Here is a 15,382-nt window from a genome sequence, read left to right as displayed (position 1 = left end):
AACGTTTGATCGACAGGTCCGGGACTCCACCCGTGGGCGCAGCGCGAATTCCAGCCCCAGGGAGGACGTCGTTCATCCTTTTGACCGACGCCGCGTCCATATCGCTGCCGGTAGGGTCCCGGACATGCACATCCTCGCTACCGAGGGGCTGACCAAACGCTTCCCCACCGTCACGGCGCTCGACGGGTTGTCGGTGACCGTCGGACCCGGCGTCACCGGCCTCGTCGGGGCGAACGGCGCGGGCAAGTCGACGCTCATCAAGATCCTGCTCGGCCTGCTGCCGGCGTCCGCGGGCACCGCCAAGGTGCTTGACCTGGACGTGGCGACGCGCGGCGCGGAGATCCGCAGGTTCGTCGGTTACATGCCCGAACACGACTGCCTGCCGCCCGACGTGTCCGCCACCGAATTCGTCGTCCATCTGGCCCGGATGTCCGGGCTGCCGCGCACGGCGGCCCGCGAGCGCGCCGCCGACGTGCTGCGCCACGTCGGCCTGGCCGAAGAGCGCTACCGGGCGATCGGCGGTTACTCCACCGGCATGAAGCAGCGCGTCAAGCTGGCCCAGTCACTGGTCCACGACCCCAAGCTGATCTTCCTCGACGAGCCCACCAACGGGCTCGACCCACGCGGCCGCGACGAGATGCTGGCGCTGATCAGGCGCATCGGCACCGAGTTCGGCATCAGCGTGCTCGTCACCTCCCACCTGCTCGGCGAGCTGGAGCGCGTCTGCGACCACGTCATCGTCATCGACGCCGGGCGGCTGCTGCGCTCCTCCGCGATCGCCGAGTTCACCCATGCCACCGAGTCCATCACCGTCGAGGTCGAGGACGGCGCCGACCTGCTCGCGGCCCGCCTGGCCGAGCTCGGCCAGACCGTCACCCCGCACGGCCGCCTGCTGGCGGTCCAGGTGCTCGGCCCCGAGACGTTCGACGCCGTCCGCGACGCCGCCGCCGACCTGGACCTCTGCCTGATCCGCCTGGAGCAGGGCCGGCACCGCATCGAGGACGTCTTCAGGGAGGAGGCGGCCCATGTCTGAGATCTACGACATCGGCTACCGCCACTACGACGGCCCGCGCCTGGGCCGCGGCCACACGGTGCGAGCCCTGACCGTGCACAGCCTGCGCGGCATCTTCGGCCTCGGCCGCACGGCACGCAGCAAGATCATGCCGTTCTCGCTGGTCACCATCATGCTGCTGCCCTCCGTCGTGTCCATCGCGATGATGGCGCTGGTCCAGCAGCGCGGCCTGGTGGCCTACAGCGGTTTCGCCGTTCTCATGCAGGCGGTCGTGGCGATCTTCCTGGCCGCTCAGGCGCCCACGGTCGTCGCCCCCGACCTGCGCTTCCGCGTCCTGCCGCTCTACCTGTCCCGGCCCGTCACCATCGGCGAGTACGTCGGCGCCAAGGTCGCGGCGATGACCGCGGCGCTGTTCCTGCTGGTCGCGGTGCCGCTGACGCTGATCTACGTGGGCGAGCTGCTGATCGACCTCCCGGGGCCGCCGGGGACCGGGGAGTACCTCGGCGCCGTGGCCATGGCCCTGGTCCTGGCGCTGCTGCTGTCCACCTTCGGCCTGGCGATCTCCTCGCTCACGCCCAGGCGCGGCCTCGGCGTCGCCTCCGTCATGGCCGCCTACCTGCTGTCCTCGGCGGCCGTCCCGGTCATCTTCGGCACGCTGGAGATGTCGGGCTACAGCTCCGAGGCCCGCTGGGCCTGGCTGGCCAACCCGTTCTGGCTGGTCGACGCCGTGCAGTCCTGGCTGTTCGGCACCCCGTCCCACGCCGAAGGCCCCTATCCCGGGGGCCCTGTCCCCGCTCTCCTGGTGGCGGCCCTCATCGCCGCCGCCCTGGCGGTCCTGGCACTGCGCTACCGGAAGGCGGCCTCGCGATGAAGATCGAGCTCTCGCAGGTCTCGCGCTGGTACGGCAACGTCGTCGCGGTCAACGACGTCACGATGACGATCGGGCCCGGCGTCACCGGCCTGCTCGGCCCCAACGGCGCCGGCAAGTCGACGCTGCTGCACATGATGGCCGGCTTCCTGGCCCCGTCCGGCGGCACGGTCACGCTGGACGGCGCCCAGGTGTGGAAGAACCATCACATCTACCGAAATATCGGCTTAGTCCCGGAACGGGAGGGCGTTTACGGCTTCCTGACCGGCTGGCAGTTCGTCCTGTCCGCGGCCAAGCTCCACGGCCTGTCCGACCCTGCCGGAGCCGCCGGCAAGGCCCTGGCCACGGTGGAGATGGAAGAGCCCAAGGACCGCCGCGTCGAGACCTACTCCAAGGGCATGCGCCAGCGGGTCAAGGTCGCCGCCGCGCTCGTCCACGACCCGCCGGTCCTCCTGCTGGACGAGCCCTTCAACGGCATGGACCCCCGCCAGCGGATGCACCTGATGGACCTGATCCGGTCCATGGGCGCCGCGGGCAAGACGATCCTGTTCAGCTCGCACATCCTCGAAGAGGTCGAGCGGGTCGCCCAGCAGATCGAGGTCCTGGTCGCGGGCAGACACGCGGCCACCGGCAACTTCCGCGAGATCCGCCGCCTCATGACGGACCGGCCACACCTGTTCAAGATCCGGTCCAGCGACGACCGCAAGCTGGCCGCCGCCCTCATCATCGACAGCTCGGCGGGCGGCGTCACGCTCGGCCCCGACGGCCTGGAGGTTCAGGCCGCCGAGTTCCGGCGCTTCGCCCAACTGCTCCCCCGGGTCGCCCGAGCCGAGGGCGTACGACTGCACCAGGTGTCCCCCGCCGACGAGGACCTGGAGAGCGTCTTCTCCTACCTGATCAACAGGAGCACCTGATGAATACCGTGGTCGCAGGCATCACCTACCGGGCGCTGCTGGGCAGGCGCAGGATCCTCCTGCTCCTGCTGCTGCCGCTCGCCCTGATCGGCCTGGCCATCCTGCTGCTCTTCGTGGGCAGCGCCGACCAGCGCTCGGCCCTGCTGCTGATGGACAAGTTCGCCATCGCCACCATGCTGCCGCTGCTCGGGCTCATCGCGGGCACCGGCGTCATCGCCCCCGAGATCGACGACGGCACCATTATCCACCTGCTGTCCAAGCCGATCTCCCGCCCGGTCATCGCCGGCACGAAGTTCCTGGTGGCGGCCTCGGTCCTGGCGCTGTTCGCCGCCGTGCCCACCTACTTCGCGGCCTGGCTCCTGGTCCGCAACGAGGACGGCATCGCCTCCGGCTTCGCCATCGGGGTGCTGGTGGCGGGCATCGCCTACGCCGCCGTCTTCCTGCTGCTCGGCGTCATCACCCGGCACGCCGTCGCCATCGGCGTCATCTACGCCCTCGTCTGGGAGACCCTCGTCGGCAGCTTCATCACCGGCGCCCAGAAGTTCTCCATCCAGCAGTGGGGCCAGGCCATCGCCGCCCAGATCTCCGACTCGCCGTTCCTCGACGCGAAGGTCACCCTCGGCTTCGCCATCCCCGCACTGATCATCGTCACGGCCGGCGCGGTCTTCTGGGCAGGCCTCCGCCTGCGCAAGTTCTCCCTCACCGGCGACGAGTAACCACCAGGCGCACGATCGTGGCGCTGTACCGTTGTGGCATGTTCGTGCGCCTGGCCCAACTGCGTCTCACTGAGTTCAAGACCTTCCGTGACGCAGTGCTGCCGCTGGGGGACATGACGGTGCTGATCGGGCGTAACAGCAGTGGTAAGTCCAATGCCCTCGACGGGCTGGAGGTGCTGTCACGCCTCGCCGAGGGGGGCGACATCGTCGATTCCCTCGACAGCAGGCGCGTGGACGAGGGCCCCGTGCGCGGAGGCATCGCAGGCTGCCCTCCACACACCACTGACACCTTCAGCCTGGGCTGCCAAGTGACAGACCTCGATCAGGCTGAGTCGGGGGGCTACTTCCTCATCGACTTCGACGTGACGATCCGCATGCGTCCCGAGCCTGAAATCGTCCGGGAAACGCTACGAGGTATCTCCACCAGACTCCGCCACACCCGCGATCCGCGCGAGCGCGTCTTTCACACACTGCTGCAGGCAGACAGCTCCGCCGCAGGAGGCGGGAGCATCGAGGCCCGCTGGTACAACGGGCGCCCCGGCCGCGACCCCAAGGCCTCTTTCCGTTCCTCCCGGCTGGTGACCGCGCAGCTGCCTCTCCGGCTGGAGCAGGCGACCGAAGCCGAGCGCCACGTGGCGGTCGCCGCGCAACTCGTCCTCGACACCCTGCGCGGCGTCTTTCACCTGGATCCCGTTCCGCATCTCATGCGGCTGTACGTGCAGGGCCGGGACATCCGCCTCCGCAGGACCGCGGAGAACATCTCAGCTGTCGTCGGCCACCTGAAAAACACCGACCCCGCCAGCTATGCGCGGCTTCTCCAGCACACGCAAGCTCTGGTGGACCATGAGATCTCCGATATCGAGGTGATCCGCTCGCAACTCGACGATCTCATGCTGGCACTACAGGAAGACGGCGCGCTCACACCGGCGCGCGAGATGAGCGACGGTCTGCTGCGCTTCATCGCCATCGCCACGACCTTGCTACGCCAGGGCATGGACCTGGATCTGAGCCGACGGGACTCCTCGGATCACACGGCGACGCCGCTGCTCGTCATCGAGGAACTGGAGAACGGACTACACCCGTCCCAAGCCTCTCAGCTCCTGCAGTTGGTGAAGAACGCCACCACGAAAAGCAGCGCGCAGGTCGTGTTCACCACACACAGTCCGGCGCTGCTGTCAGCGCTGTCTCCGGAGGATCATCAGGCCGTCGTGGTCAGTTCCAGGGACCGGAGCACCGGATTCTCCAAGCTCACGAAACTCCCCGAGCTATCCGGCTATCCGAGTCTCATGGCACAAGGTGATCTGGGCACGGTGGTCACATCCGGCCTGCTGGAACAGAAGTCCGATGACGACCGCGATTTCACGGAGTTCGATCGCCTCATGGGACTCGGCTGACGTGGGCCGCCGCGTGGAGTTCGTCGACACCTCCGTCCTGTGCGATCTTCTCGACATTCCGGGGAAGAACCAGGACCGCGCCATGGTGGCGCGCCAACTCGCGGACAAGCGCCAGTGCCGCCTGATCCTCCCGGTGACCGCCGTGATCGAGACCGGCAACCATATCGCGCAACTCTCCGACGGGAGACTTCGCCGCCAGTACGCGGACAAGCTCGCTACCCTGCTGAAACTCGTCATCGACGGCGATGCGCCTTGGGTTCTGCACACCGTGGAATGGGGCCCGGATTTTCTGCGAACGCTCATTGACGGCGCGGGGACCGGAATCCCGCTGTCCGATCAGGTGATGCGCAAGCTGGGGCTGGGCGACCTCTGCATACTCGCCGAACGTGAGCTCTACACCAGGCGGGTGAGCGGCGTGGAGACCGGCATCTGGACCCTCGACGATCAGCTCAGATCACATGCGTGACCTCCGGGTGCGGCGTGCCGCACCCGGAGGGTGTGTCAGACGCAGGCGACGCGGACGACGTCCGCGAGGCGCTCGGCGACCTTGGTGGCCTGGTCCTTCGAGGAGGCCTCCACCATGACGCGGATCATCGGCTCGGTGCCGCTCGGCCTGATGAGGACCCGGCCCGTCTCCCCGAGCTCCTCCTCGGCCACCGCGACCGCGGCCGTGAGCTCGTCGGCGGCGGACTTGCCCCGGTCCACGTCCTTGACGTTGATCAGGATCTGCGGCAGCGGCGTCATGATCGACGCCAGCTCCCGGAGCGACCTGCCCGAGCGCGCCACCACCGAGAGCAGGTGGAGCGAGGTGAGCAGCCCGTCGCCCGTGGTGGCGTGGTCGAGCATGATGACGTGACCCGACTGCTCGCCGCCCAGGTTGAAGCCCTCGGACTTCATGCGCTCGAGCACGTAGCGGTCGCCCACGGCGGTCTCGATCACGTTGATGCCCGCATCACGCATCGCCAGCTTGAAGCCCAGGTTGGACATCACGGTCGCGACCACGGTGTCCTTGGCCAGGCTGCCCTTGGCGTGCATGTCGGCCGCGAGGACGGCCATGATCTGGTCGCCGTCGATGATGGCGCCGGTGTGGTCGACGGCCAGGCAACGGTCGGCGTCACCGTCGTAGGCGATGCCCACGTCGGCGCCGCGTGAGACGACCACCTGCTGCAGCTTGTCCAGGTGGGTGGAGCCGTGACCGGCGTTGATGTTGAGGCCGTCGGGCCTGGCGCCGATCGCCTCCACCCTGGCCCCGGCCCGCAGCAGCGCCTCCGGGGCGACCATGTGGGCGGCGCCGTGAGCGCAGTCGACCACGATGTCCAGCCCGTCGAGCTGCCCGTTGACCGTCGTCAGGACATGGGAGATGTAGCGGTCCGCCTCGCCGTAGGCGTCGCGGACCCGGCCGACCGCCGAGCCGACCGGCCGGTCCCAGTCCTCGCCGAGCCGCCGCTCGATCTCGTCTTCGACCGCGTCGGACAGCTTGAAGCCGCCACGGCCGAGGAACTTGATGCCGTTGTCGGGCGCCGGGTTGTGCGAGGCCGACAGCATGACGCCGAAATCGGCGCCGAGCGCGGCCGTGAGATGGGCGACGGCGGGAGTGGGCAGCACGCCGAGGCGCAGCACATCCACTCCGGACGACGCGAGGCCGGCGACCACAGCGGCTTCGAGAAACTCTCCTGAAGCTCGTGGGTCCCGGCCTACGACCGCTACTGGCCGCTGCCGACGAGCGGCAGAGCCAGTAGCGGTGAACACGCCTGCATCGCCGAGGACGTGAGCCGCCGCGACCGAAAGGGCCATGGCGGTCTCGGCCGTGAGGTCGCGACCCGCGACCCCACGCACCCCGTCGGTGCCGAACAGACGCGCCAATTTAGCGCTTGCTGTACTGCGGAGCCTTACGGGCCTTCTTGAGGCCGTACTTCTTCCGCTCCGTGGCGCGCGCGTCACGGGTGAGGAAGCCGGCCTTCTTGAGCGGCGCACGGTTGGTCTCGACGTCCAGCGCCGTCAGCGCGCGGGACAGGCCCATGCGCAGCGCGCCGGCCTGGCCGGTCACGCCGCCGCCGTCGATGCGCGCGATGACGTCGAACGCCTCTTCGGCACCGAGCACCACGAAGGGCTCGTTGACGATCTGCTGGTGGACCTTGTTGGGGAAGTAGACGTCAAGCGAACGACCGTTGATCGTCCACTTGCCGGTGCCGGGGACGATGCGCACGCGGGCGATCGCCTCCTTCCGGCGACCGGTGCCGTACGAGTTGCCCGTGGTGATGGGCTTGCGCACGGGAGCGTCAGCACTTGCGGTGGACTCGGTGGTGTACTCGGAAGGGAACTCCTCGGTGGGGAACTCCTCCACCTGGGGCTCGACGGCCGTCTCGACACCGGTGGGCTCAGCCACGGTTCTCCTCTAACTCTTTCTCGGACTACTACTGGGCGATCTGGGTGATCTCGAACGGCACCGGCTGCTGAGCCTTGTGCGGGTGCTCGGCACCCGCGTAGACCTTGAGCTTCTTGGCCATCTTCCGGCCGAGGGAGTTCTTGGGCAGCATGCCCTTGACGGCCTTCTCAACAGCCTTGTCCGGCCGCTTCTCCATGAGCTCGCCGTAGCTCACGGAACGCAGACCACCTGGGTAGCCGGAGTGGCGGTAAGCCTTCTTCTGCTCGAGCTTGTTACCCGTGAGCGCGATCTTGTCCGCGTTGATGACGATGACGAAGTCACCGGTGTCGACGTGGTTGGCGAAGATCGGCTTGTGCTTGCCTCGGAGCAGGATCGCGACGTGACTGGCCAGCCGGCCCAGCACGACATCGGTCGCGTCGATGACGTACCACTGACGCTGGACGTCGGCGGGCTTCGGTGAGTACGTGCGCACGGTCGTAGCCTTCTTATGCTCGCGTCTTCGGCGCGCTGCCGGATGCGACAGCGCTGGGGTCGGTCGGTGCGGGCACACGACGGCCCGGACCTTCCGTCTCCTCAAGTGATGGGAGATGACGCCGGACGCGCCGCGCATCGGTCACGCTGGACCTATGCACACAACGAACGATTAGGTTACCCGCCCTGATGGACGCTGGTCAAAAGACCGGTAACTTCGCTGAGTCTACCCGACCACAGAACAGTTCTATTTCGTTTCCCTGCTATCCCTTCTTCACCACGACCCGACTTGCCTATCGTTGGTGGCGGTATGTGGCAGAGTTTTCACACCCGGCACACCCAGCGGAGCGCACGGCGCCGGAACCACCTGGGCGCGCTGGCCTGCCTCCTGGCGGCGCTGTTCACCGGAGTTCTGCTCGGCCGCATGGCCGGCGACCCGGTGCCGGCCGGCCACATCTACCTCAACGAGGCCACCCCCTCCCCCACGGCGAAAGCCTCCGTGCCCGCCCGCAAGAAGCCGCAGCCGCTGGTCGAGGCGTTGCCCAGGCAGACGACCACGATCGCCCCGCGCAGCAGGAACAGGGTCCGGCCGACCAGGAGCGCCGACGACCAGATCCCCGGATACACCACCGATGACCTCATCCGCATGCACGGCGACGAGCAGGCGCCCAGGAGCGTGCCCGGCGCGGCCGCCGAGGTCGTCCGCCTCACCAACGCCGTCAGGGCCAGGCACGGGTGCGGCCCGCTCAGGAGCGACGTACGGCTGACCAGGGCCGCCCGCGCCCACTCGCTGGAGATGGCCCGCTCCGGCCAGTTCACGCACGAGTCCCCCAACGGCTCGACGCCGTGGGACCGGATGGAGCGCGCCCGCTACTACGCGGGCGCCGCCGAGAACATCGGCCGTGGTTACGTCTCCGCCGAGGAGGCCCTGAGCGGCTGGCTCGACAGCCCCGACCACCGTAAGAACATCCTCAATTGCGAGTTCAGGGCGATCGGCGTCGGCGTCGTGTCCGGCCCCGACGGCCCGTGGTGGACCCAGGATTTCGGACGCTCGTGACCCACGCACGGTAATGTCTCCGCATGGGTTTTCCCAATGAACGTGAAAGTGGCACGGAGAGCACCCCCCGCCGTTCGCGCCGTGCAAAGGCCCCGGAGAGCGCTCCCGGCGGTGAAGGCATGCCGGAGAGCACCCCGCGCCGGGCTCGCGGCGACGGCGATCCGGAGGGCACGCCGCGCCGCTCGCGCCGCGCCGCCGAACCCGAGAGCGCCCCGCGCCTGTCACGTAAGGAGCGCAAGGCCGCCGACACCGAGAGCGCCCCGCGTATGTCGCGCAAGGAGCGCAAGGCAGCCGAAGCGGCCGAGGCCGACGCAGGCACCTTCGCCGGCGCCTTCACTCCTGCCGACACCGCAGCGGCGCCCCCGTCGGGCGCCCCTCCTTACGGCCTCGCGCCCGGCCCCGCCGCCGGCTCCCAGCCCAAGCCCGACGAGCGCGTCGAGACCGGGCCGACCCACCGGACGTGGAGCCCCTACGACGACGAGAACCGCTCGCGCGGCCCGCTCTGGGCGGTGCTGGGCGGCGTGGCGGTGATGGCGCTCCTCGGCGCGGGCCTCGCGGTGATGTGGAACGCCGACGATCCGGGAGCCGCCGCCACCGACGCGGGCCGCCGCACGTCCGCGCCGATCCCGTCGGCGCCCCCTGGCAAGTTCGGCTACGCCGGTGAGCGTCGTACGGACCCGGACCCGCTCACGGTCAAGGAGCTGTTCACGGCCAAGAAGTTCACCGTCGCCGGCCGCTCGTACCAGATGACCATCACCAGCAAGGACAAGAAGTGTGGCGACGGCGTCCTGGGTGACAAGATCGCCAAGGCCCTGAAAGCGGGCAAGTGTACGCAGATGATGCGGGCCAGCTTCCGCGACAAGTCCGGCAAGGTGATCGGCACCGTCGGCGTCGCCAACCTCAACACGAGCAAGAACGCCTCCAAGGTGGCCCGCGCGGCGGGCACGGCCGACTACGTCAAGCCCCTGGCGGGCAAGGACGAGGTCACCAAGTTCCTCGGCTCGGGCAGCGGCGGGGCGAAGGTGTGGGCGCACGGCCACTACGCGGTCATGGTCTGGTTCCAGAGCAAGGACGGCATCAAGCCCGACAAAAAGTCGTCGAAGACGCTTTTCCAGGCGGCCGACGACATCACCAAGGCGACGGTCTTCAAAGCGCTCGACTCCCGCACCTTGACCGGCGCCCGGGCCACCTGAAAATCGCCCTTTCACCGAGTTAAGGTCGCAAACAGGACGATCAATCCGCCGGGAAGGTCCATACCTAGGGAACGATCTAGCGACTCTCGCTAGGCTCACCTTATGCGTGGCCACGGACCCGGGTCTGAGCACGAGCGTCGCAGGGAAAACGACGGCTCGGCCGCACCGTCGACGCCGCCGCCCAGCTTCGGCGGGCGGCCGTCGGGCGAGCAGCGCGTCCCGCGGTCGTACCCCGAGCCGCCGTCCGTCGAGGAGTCGGAGGGCTGGCTTTCTGTAGAGGGCGAGACGGGCGCCGCCGACGGATGGCAGCCACGGGACGGCGGGCCCCCCGCCGAGGCGTGGCTCTCCGTCGAGGACGAGCCCGCCGCCCCGGGCAGCGAGACCAGCCCGTCCCTCCCCCGGCCCCCCGTCCCCGGCGAGACCCGTCCCGCGATCGCCTGGCCCGGCAAGGGCGACCGGACGCGCCCCGCCGACGCCTGGCCACCGGTGGCCGCCGACGGCCCCACCACCTGGCTCCCCGCCAAGGGCGGCGCCCACGCCGCCGCCGAAGCCGAAACCCACCCCGCCCCAGCCCTGCGGCCCGCGACCGACACCGGCGGGACCGAGCCCCACCCCGCCTGGCACCCCGCCGACAGCGGCGCACAGGCCGCCGCCGGTCCCGCCTCCGAAGGCGAAACCCGACCCGCCGCCTGGCACCCCGCTGAGAGCGGAGCGCAGGCCGCCGCCCGTCCCGCCCCGGCCTTGTCGTCTGCGACGAACACCGGCGAGCCCGAGATCCGCCCTGCCGGGGCTTGGAGCGGTGCACAGGCTGCCGCCGCGCGGTCGCAAGGTGAGGCCTCCTCCACGCCGCCTCCGGGTGTGGACGACGTACGGGCCGCTCAGGGCGAACGGCTTCCCGCGCTGCCCGACTTCCCCGGCGCGCAGCCGTGGGAGGTGCGGGAGGGCGACGCCGCGCCGTACGACTGGTTCGCCGGACCGGACGGCTCGGAGGAGCCGCCCGTGTCAGGTGCGGGGGTCGACGCGCCCGCGCACCCAGGTCACGAGGCCATGCCCCAGCCCGCGAGGGAGCCGTGGGCCCCGGAGCCCGTGGTTCCGGGCGCGCCCCGGTGGGAGCCGCCGCCGGCGTTCACCGCCGCGGCGGCGGGCATGCAGGTGTGGCCCACGCCCGTCACCGACACGCCCGCCATGCCGCCCTGGCCCGCCGCGACCGGCGAGCTCGACCCCGGCGGCGAGGAGGGCCCGCACGACACGCCCCAGAGCGGCGGCCCCACGCGACGCGAGGCCGACGCTCCCACCGCCCCGGCTCCCCACTTCGACCCGAATGCCACAACCCAACACCCCCAACCGGCGTCACCCTTCAGCACCGGCCAGAGCACGCCGCCGCCCGCCCCACCGCACGGGACCGGCCAGAGCACGCCGCCGCCCACCGCACAGCCGGGCAACGCCCCGTACGGCACCGGCCAGAGCGCGCCGCCCCCCATCCCACGGCAGGGCAACGCGCCGTTCAGCACCGGTGCGGTCGCCGCGCACGGAGCGGCCGCGCCGTTCAGCGCGCCGGTGCCGGCCGACACGGACGAGGCCGCCTCGCCGTCCGCCGCCAGGAAGGCCATCCCGGGCAGGACCACCCCCACCCCAGGTCCCAAGCTGCCTCCGTCGCCGCTGTTCAACCCCAACCAGGGCATGGAGCAGGCGGATCAGCCCGCCGGTCCCGGCGACGTCCCGGTTTGGCCGCCGGCCCCGCACGGCGCGGAGCAGCAGGGCAAGCTGCCCGATCTCCCGTTCGACCAGGAGACCTGGGGCCAGCGCCCCGCCCTGGCCCTTCCCCCGGGCGGCGCCCCGTCCGCCGACCTCGTACCGCAGGGCGGCGCCGCGTTCAGGCAGCCGCCGTTCGCTCCGCTGCAGGTGGTCGAGCAGCCGGGCAAGAGCAAGCGGGCGTTGTTCGCCACCCTGGGCGTGCTGGTGCTGGCGGGCGTCGCGACCGGCGGCTTCTTCGCCGTCAGATCGGTCGGCGCGCCGACTCCGGAGGCGGCGGCCCCGACCACCTCCGCCGCGCCGTCGGCGACCCCCACGGCGGCCCCCGCCGTCCCGACGCCGGCCGAGGCCGCCGGCACCGCCATGCTCAACTCCGAGATCACCGATCCCAAGAAGCTGTCGCTGTCGGAGGCGTTCCCGAAGAAGAAGGTGAGCGCGGCGGGCGCCACTTTCACCAGGGTCAAGTCCGACGTGGCCGCGAGCTGCCAGGAGGCGGCCGCGGGCGCGTTCGCCGAGGCGCTGCGTGAGCAGAAGTGCAGCCGCGTCCTGCGCGCGACGTACGTCGACGCCAAGCGCCGATGGGCGGTGACGACCGGCATCGCGGTGCTGCCCAGCAAGGATGCCGCCCTGCGCGTCGACAAGGCCAAGAACCTGAGCCGCAACCTCTGGTTCCGCGCCCTGCCCGGCTCGCCGGGCTCGGGCGGCGACCGCGTGCACATCGCGGGCGGCTACGCGGCGGGGCTGGTGTGGGGCCGCTACATCGTCTTCAGCTACGCCACCCACGCCGACGGCCACACCCCGGAGGCGAAGGAGAAGACGCTGATCAAGGTCAGCAGCGCCTTCCGCGACCAGACGTCACTCGTCCTCGAGCGCCGCGTCACCGACGGCTGACGATGATCCGACCTGAGTCCCGACCCGGGTCCTGACCCGCCGGGTGGCCTTCGCCCGAGCCGCGAGCTCCGCCTCCGGCGGGTAGCTCACCTCTTCCAGGCACAGGCCGTGCGCGGGCGCCACATGCACCCCGGAGTCGCGTACGGCCTTCGCCAGCACCCGCGCCGGCCACTCGACCGGCCGCCGCCCGTCACCCGCGGCCAGCAGGGAGCCGACCAGCGCCCGCACCATCGAGTGGCAGAACGCGTCGGCCACGACGGTGGCGACCAGCACCCCGTCGCCGCCACGCACCCAGTCGAGCCGCTGCAGCTCCCTGATCGTGGTGGCGCCCTCGCGCTTCTTGCAGAACGCCGCGAAGTCGTGCTCGCCCAGCAGCCGGGCGGCCGCCGCGTTGAGCGCGTCCACATCGAGCGGCCGGTTGTGCCAGACGACCTCCTGCCGCCGCAACGGGTCGACGCCCCCCACGGCGTCACTCACCCGGTACGCGTACCGGCGGGACAGGGCCGAGAACCGGGCGTCAAAGCCCTCAGGAGCCCCTGTGACCCGAAAAACCCGTACATCTGGAGGAAGGACACCCCCGAGCCGTCGCACGAGCGCAGAGAGCCGCTCATCCGTTCCCAGCGGGCCGGCCCGGTTGCCGTCGAGCTCGGCGAGCGCCTCGTCGGCCACGTCGACGTGCGCGACCTGACCGCGGGCGTGCACGCCCGCGTCCGTACGCCCCGCCACCGTCAGCATCGGCGGCTCGCCGAGCCGCAGGATCCGGCCGAGCGCCTGCTCGATCTCCCCCTGGACGGTACGCAGGCCTGGCTGCCTGGCCCACCCGGAGAAGTCGCTCCCGTCGTAGCCGAGGTCGAGTCGGAGCCGTACCACGATCATTCCTCCAGACAGTCCCAACAGACGCTACCGCGCACTCAGGCGCGTGCCCGCACATGAAAAGGGCCCGGCCCCCGCGAAGGGGTCCGGGCCCGATTCTGTCGGCTTGGATGGATCAGGCCTCGTCCTTCTTCGCCTCGTCCTTGGCCTCGGCGGCGGGAGCCTCGGCGGCGGCGGTCTCCTCGGCGGGAGCCTCCGTGGCCTCGGCGGCCGGGGCCGTCTCCTCGGTCTCGGCGGCGGCCGGGGTGGTGTCCGCGGCGGCCGGAGCCTCGGTGGTGCGCGAGACGGTGACCGGGTTCAGCGGCTCGGCCACCAGCTCGATGACCGCCATGGGGGCGTTGTCGCCCTTACGCGCACCGATCTTGGTGATCCGGGTGTAGCCGCCCGGACGCTCGGCGAACGTCGGCGCGATCTCCGTGAACAGGTGGTGCACGACGCCCTTGTCCTTGACGACGGTCAGCACCTGGCGACGGTTGTGGATGTCGCCCTTCTTCGCCTTGGTGATCAGGCGCTCCGCCAGCGGCCGCAGGCGCTTGGCCTTCGTCACCGTGGTGCGGATCTTGCCATGCCGGAACAGGTCGGTGGCGAGGTTGGCCAGGATCAGCCGCTCGTGCGCCGGGCTGCCGCCAAGACGCGCGCCCTTGGTGGGCTTGGGCATTGCTCTCTCCTTGTGAGTTCACCCGCCCCGGCCGTACCAGGTACCGGAGTCGGGCCGGCCGCGTCGGGCGACGCGGCCGTCAGTGTCCCCCGCGCCGGCCGGACGGGCCGTCCGGCGCGGGGTCGTGAGGGCCGGAGCCCTCTCAGGTCAGTACTGCTCGGTCTCGACGTACGCGCTGTCGTCGTCGTCGTAACCGGCACCGGCGACCGCGCTCGGGTCGAACCCGGGCGGGGAGTCCTTGAGGGCCAGCGTCATCTCGTGGAGCTTCTGCTTGACCTCCTCGATGGACTTGGCGCCGAAGTTCCTTATGTCGAGCAGGTCCTGCTCGCTGCGGGCGACGAGCTCACCCACGGTGTGGATGCCCTCGCGCTTGAGGCAGTTGTACGACCTGACCGTGAGGTTGAGCTCCTCGATCGGCAGCGCCAGGTCGGCGGCCAGGGCGGCGTCGGTCGGCGACGGGCCGATGTCGATGCCCTCGGCCTCGACGTTGAGCTCACGGGCCAGGCCGAAGAGCTCGACGAGGGTCTTACCGGCGGAGGCCACCGCGTCGCGGGGCTTCATCGCCGGCTTGGTCTCGACGTCCAGGATCAGGCGGTCGAAGTCGGTGCGCTGCTCGACTCGGGTCGCCTCGACCTTGTAGGTGACCTTGAGCACCGGGGAGTAGATGGAGTCGATCGGGATGCGACCGATCTCCTGGCCCGGCTGCTTGTTCTGCGCGGCGGAGACGTAACCGCGACCGCGCTCGACGGTCAGCTCCATCTCCAGCTTCGCCTTGCCGTTGAGCGTGGCGATGCGCAGCTCGGGGTTGTGCACCTCGACACCGGCCGGGGGCGCGATGTCGGCGGCGGTGACCTCACCCGGGCCCTGCTTGCGCAGGTACATCACGACCGGCTCGTCGTGCTCGGACGAGACGACCAGCTCCTTGAGGTTGAGGATGATGTCGGTGACGTCTTCCTTGACCCCGGGAACGGTCGAGAACTCGTGCAGCACGCCCTCGATCCGGATGCTCGTCACGGCCGCGCCCGGAATGGACGACAGCAGCGTGCGGCGGAGCGAGTTGCCGATGGTGTAGCCGAAACCCGGCTCCAGCGGCTCGATGACGAACCGGGAGCGCGTGTCGTCGATCGACTCTTCGAGAAGAGTCGGACGCTGAGCGATCAGCATGAGTGGGTTCTCCCCTTTTTCGTGTGGCGCCCG

15 protein-coding genes are annotated in these 15,382 nt (G+C 70.3%); 9 read left to right on the top strand and 6 right to left on the bottom strand.

The window, feature by feature from the left end; genetic code table 11:
- Window positions 1-124: 124 nt before the first annotated feature.
- From ACIBQX_RS23735 to ACIBQX_RS23710, 6 genes are read left to right on the top strand one after another with little or no spacing between them, the layout of a single operon-like run.
- A complete protein-coding gene (locus ACIBQX_RS23735) occupies window positions 125-1,033 on the top strand; it encodes an ABC transporter ATP-binding protein (RefSeq protein WP_397007918.1) in 909 nt (302 codons plus the stop codon).
- Window positions 1,026-1,883 carry an ABC transporter permease gene (locus tag ACIBQX_RS23730; protein ID WP_397007916.1) on the top strand — a complete coding sequence of 286 codons (858 nt, stop codon included), beginning with the start codon at window positions 1,026-1,028 and terminating at the stop codon, window positions 1,881-1,883. Before ACIBQX_RS23735 ends, ACIBQX_RS23730 begins: the two co-directional genes overlap by 8 nt.
- Window positions 1,880-2,794 (top strand): ABC transporter ATP-binding protein, encoded by a 915-nt coding sequence (locus ACIBQX_RS23725; protein ID WP_397007914.1) that lies wholly within the window; start codon window positions 1,880-1,882, stop codon window positions 2,792-2,794. The genes ACIBQX_RS23730 and ACIBQX_RS23725 overlap by 4 nt, the downstream gene beginning before the upstream one ends.
- On the top strand, window positions 2,794-3,510 hold the full coding sequence (locus tag ACIBQX_RS23720) for an ABC transporter permease subunit (RefSeq protein WP_397007912.1): 717 nt from the start codon (window positions 2,794-2,796) through the stop codon (window positions 3,508-3,510). The genes ACIBQX_RS23725 and ACIBQX_RS23720 overlap by 1 nt, the downstream gene beginning before the upstream one ends.
- 38 nt (window positions 3,511-3,548) lie before the next feature.
- Window positions 3,549-4,904, top strand: coding sequence for an AAA family ATPase (locus ACIBQX_RS23715; RefSeq protein WP_397007910.1), 1,356 nt, complete (start codon window positions 3,549-3,551; stop codon window positions 4,902-4,904).
- A gap of 13 nt (window positions 4,905-4,917) precedes the next feature.
- The gene (locus tag ACIBQX_RS23710) at window positions 4,918-5,370 is read left to right on the top strand and encodes a hypothetical protein (RefSeq protein WP_397007908.1); all 453 of its coding nucleotides are present in this window, start codon (window positions 4,918-4,920) and stop codon (window positions 5,368-5,370) included.
- 35 nt (window positions 5,371-5,405) lie between these two features.
- On the opposite strand, the gene glmM is transcribed toward ACIBQX_RS23710, so the two are convergent.
- From glmM to rplM, 3 genes are read right to left on the bottom strand one after another with little or no spacing between them, the layout of a single operon-like run.
- Complete coding sequence (gene glmM / locus ACIBQX_RS23705) at window positions 5,406-6,767, bottom strand: phosphoglucosamine mutase (protein ID WP_397007906.1); 1,362 nt, start codon at window positions 6,765-6,767, stop codon at window positions 5,406-5,408.
- Window position 6,768: 1 nt separating this feature from the next.
- A complete protein-coding gene (rpsI, locus tag ACIBQX_RS23700) occupies window positions 6,769-7,290 on the bottom strand; it encodes a 30S ribosomal protein S9 (protein ID WP_189141211.1) in 522 nt (173 codons plus the stop codon).
- A gap of 28 nt (window positions 7,291-7,318) precedes the next feature.
- Window positions 7,319-7,762, bottom strand: coding sequence for a 50S ribosomal protein L13 (gene rplM, locus ACIBQX_RS23695; protein WP_397007904.1), 444 nt, complete (start codon window positions 7,760-7,762; stop codon window positions 7,319-7,321).
- Between the two features lie 309 nt (window positions 7,763-8,071).
- On the opposite strand from rplM, the gene ACIBQX_RS23690 reads away from it, so the two are divergent.
- From ACIBQX_RS23690 to ACIBQX_RS23680, 3 genes are all read left to right on the top strand, one after another.
- Window positions 8,072-8,818 (top strand): CAP domain-containing protein, encoded by a 747-nt coding sequence (locus ACIBQX_RS23690; protein ID WP_397007902.1) that lies wholly within the window; start codon window positions 8,072-8,074, stop codon window positions 8,816-8,818.
- A gap of 119 nt (window positions 8,819-8,937) precedes the next feature.
- Entirely contained in the window at window positions 8,938-10,011 is a 1,074-nt protein-coding gene (locus ACIBQX_RS23685; protein ID WP_397007900.1) for a hypothetical protein, read from the top strand.
- A gap of 102 nt (window positions 10,012-10,113) precedes the next feature.
- Window positions 10,114-12,654: a hypothetical protein gene (locus ACIBQX_RS23680; protein WP_397007898.1), complete on the top strand. Its 2,541-nt coding sequence runs from the start codon at window positions 10,114-10,116 to the stop codon at window positions 12,652-12,654.
- Here the strand turns inward: ACIBQX_RS23680 and truA are convergent.
- The 3 genes from truA to ACIBQX_RS23665 form a co-directional block, all read right to left on the bottom strand.
- On the bottom strand, window positions 12,619-13,530 hold the full coding sequence (gene truA, locus ACIBQX_RS23675) for a tRNA pseudouridine(38-40) synthase TruA (RefSeq protein ID WP_397007896.1): 912 nt from the start codon (window positions 13,528-13,530) through the stop codon (window positions 12,619-12,621). The two genes, ACIBQX_RS23680 and truA, sit on opposite strands and share 36 nt — an antisense overlap.
- 112 nt (window positions 13,531-13,642) lie before the next feature.
- On the bottom strand, window positions 13,643-14,185 hold the full coding sequence (gene rplQ / locus ACIBQX_RS23670; protein WP_397007894.1) for a 50S ribosomal protein L17: 543 nt from the start codon (window positions 14,183-14,185) through the stop codon (window positions 13,643-13,645).
- A 147-nt stretch (window positions 14,186-14,332) separates the two neighbouring features.
- The gene (locus tag ACIBQX_RS23665) at window positions 14,333-15,349 is read right to left on the bottom strand and encodes a DNA-directed RNA polymerase subunit alpha (protein ID WP_219469300.1); all 1,017 of its coding nucleotides are present in this window, start codon (window positions 15,347-15,349) and stop codon (window positions 14,333-14,335) included.
- Window positions 15,350-15,382: the final 33 nt, after the last annotated feature.

Source organism: Nonomuraea sp. NPDC049714 (genome assembly GCF_044465295.1).
Classification (GTDB): Bacteria; Actinomycetota; Actinomycetes; order Streptosporangiales; family Streptosporangiaceae; genus Nonomuraea.
The sequence above is the reverse complement of the archived record's forward strand: the minus strand, read 5'-3'. Positions and strand labels throughout refer to the sequence as shown.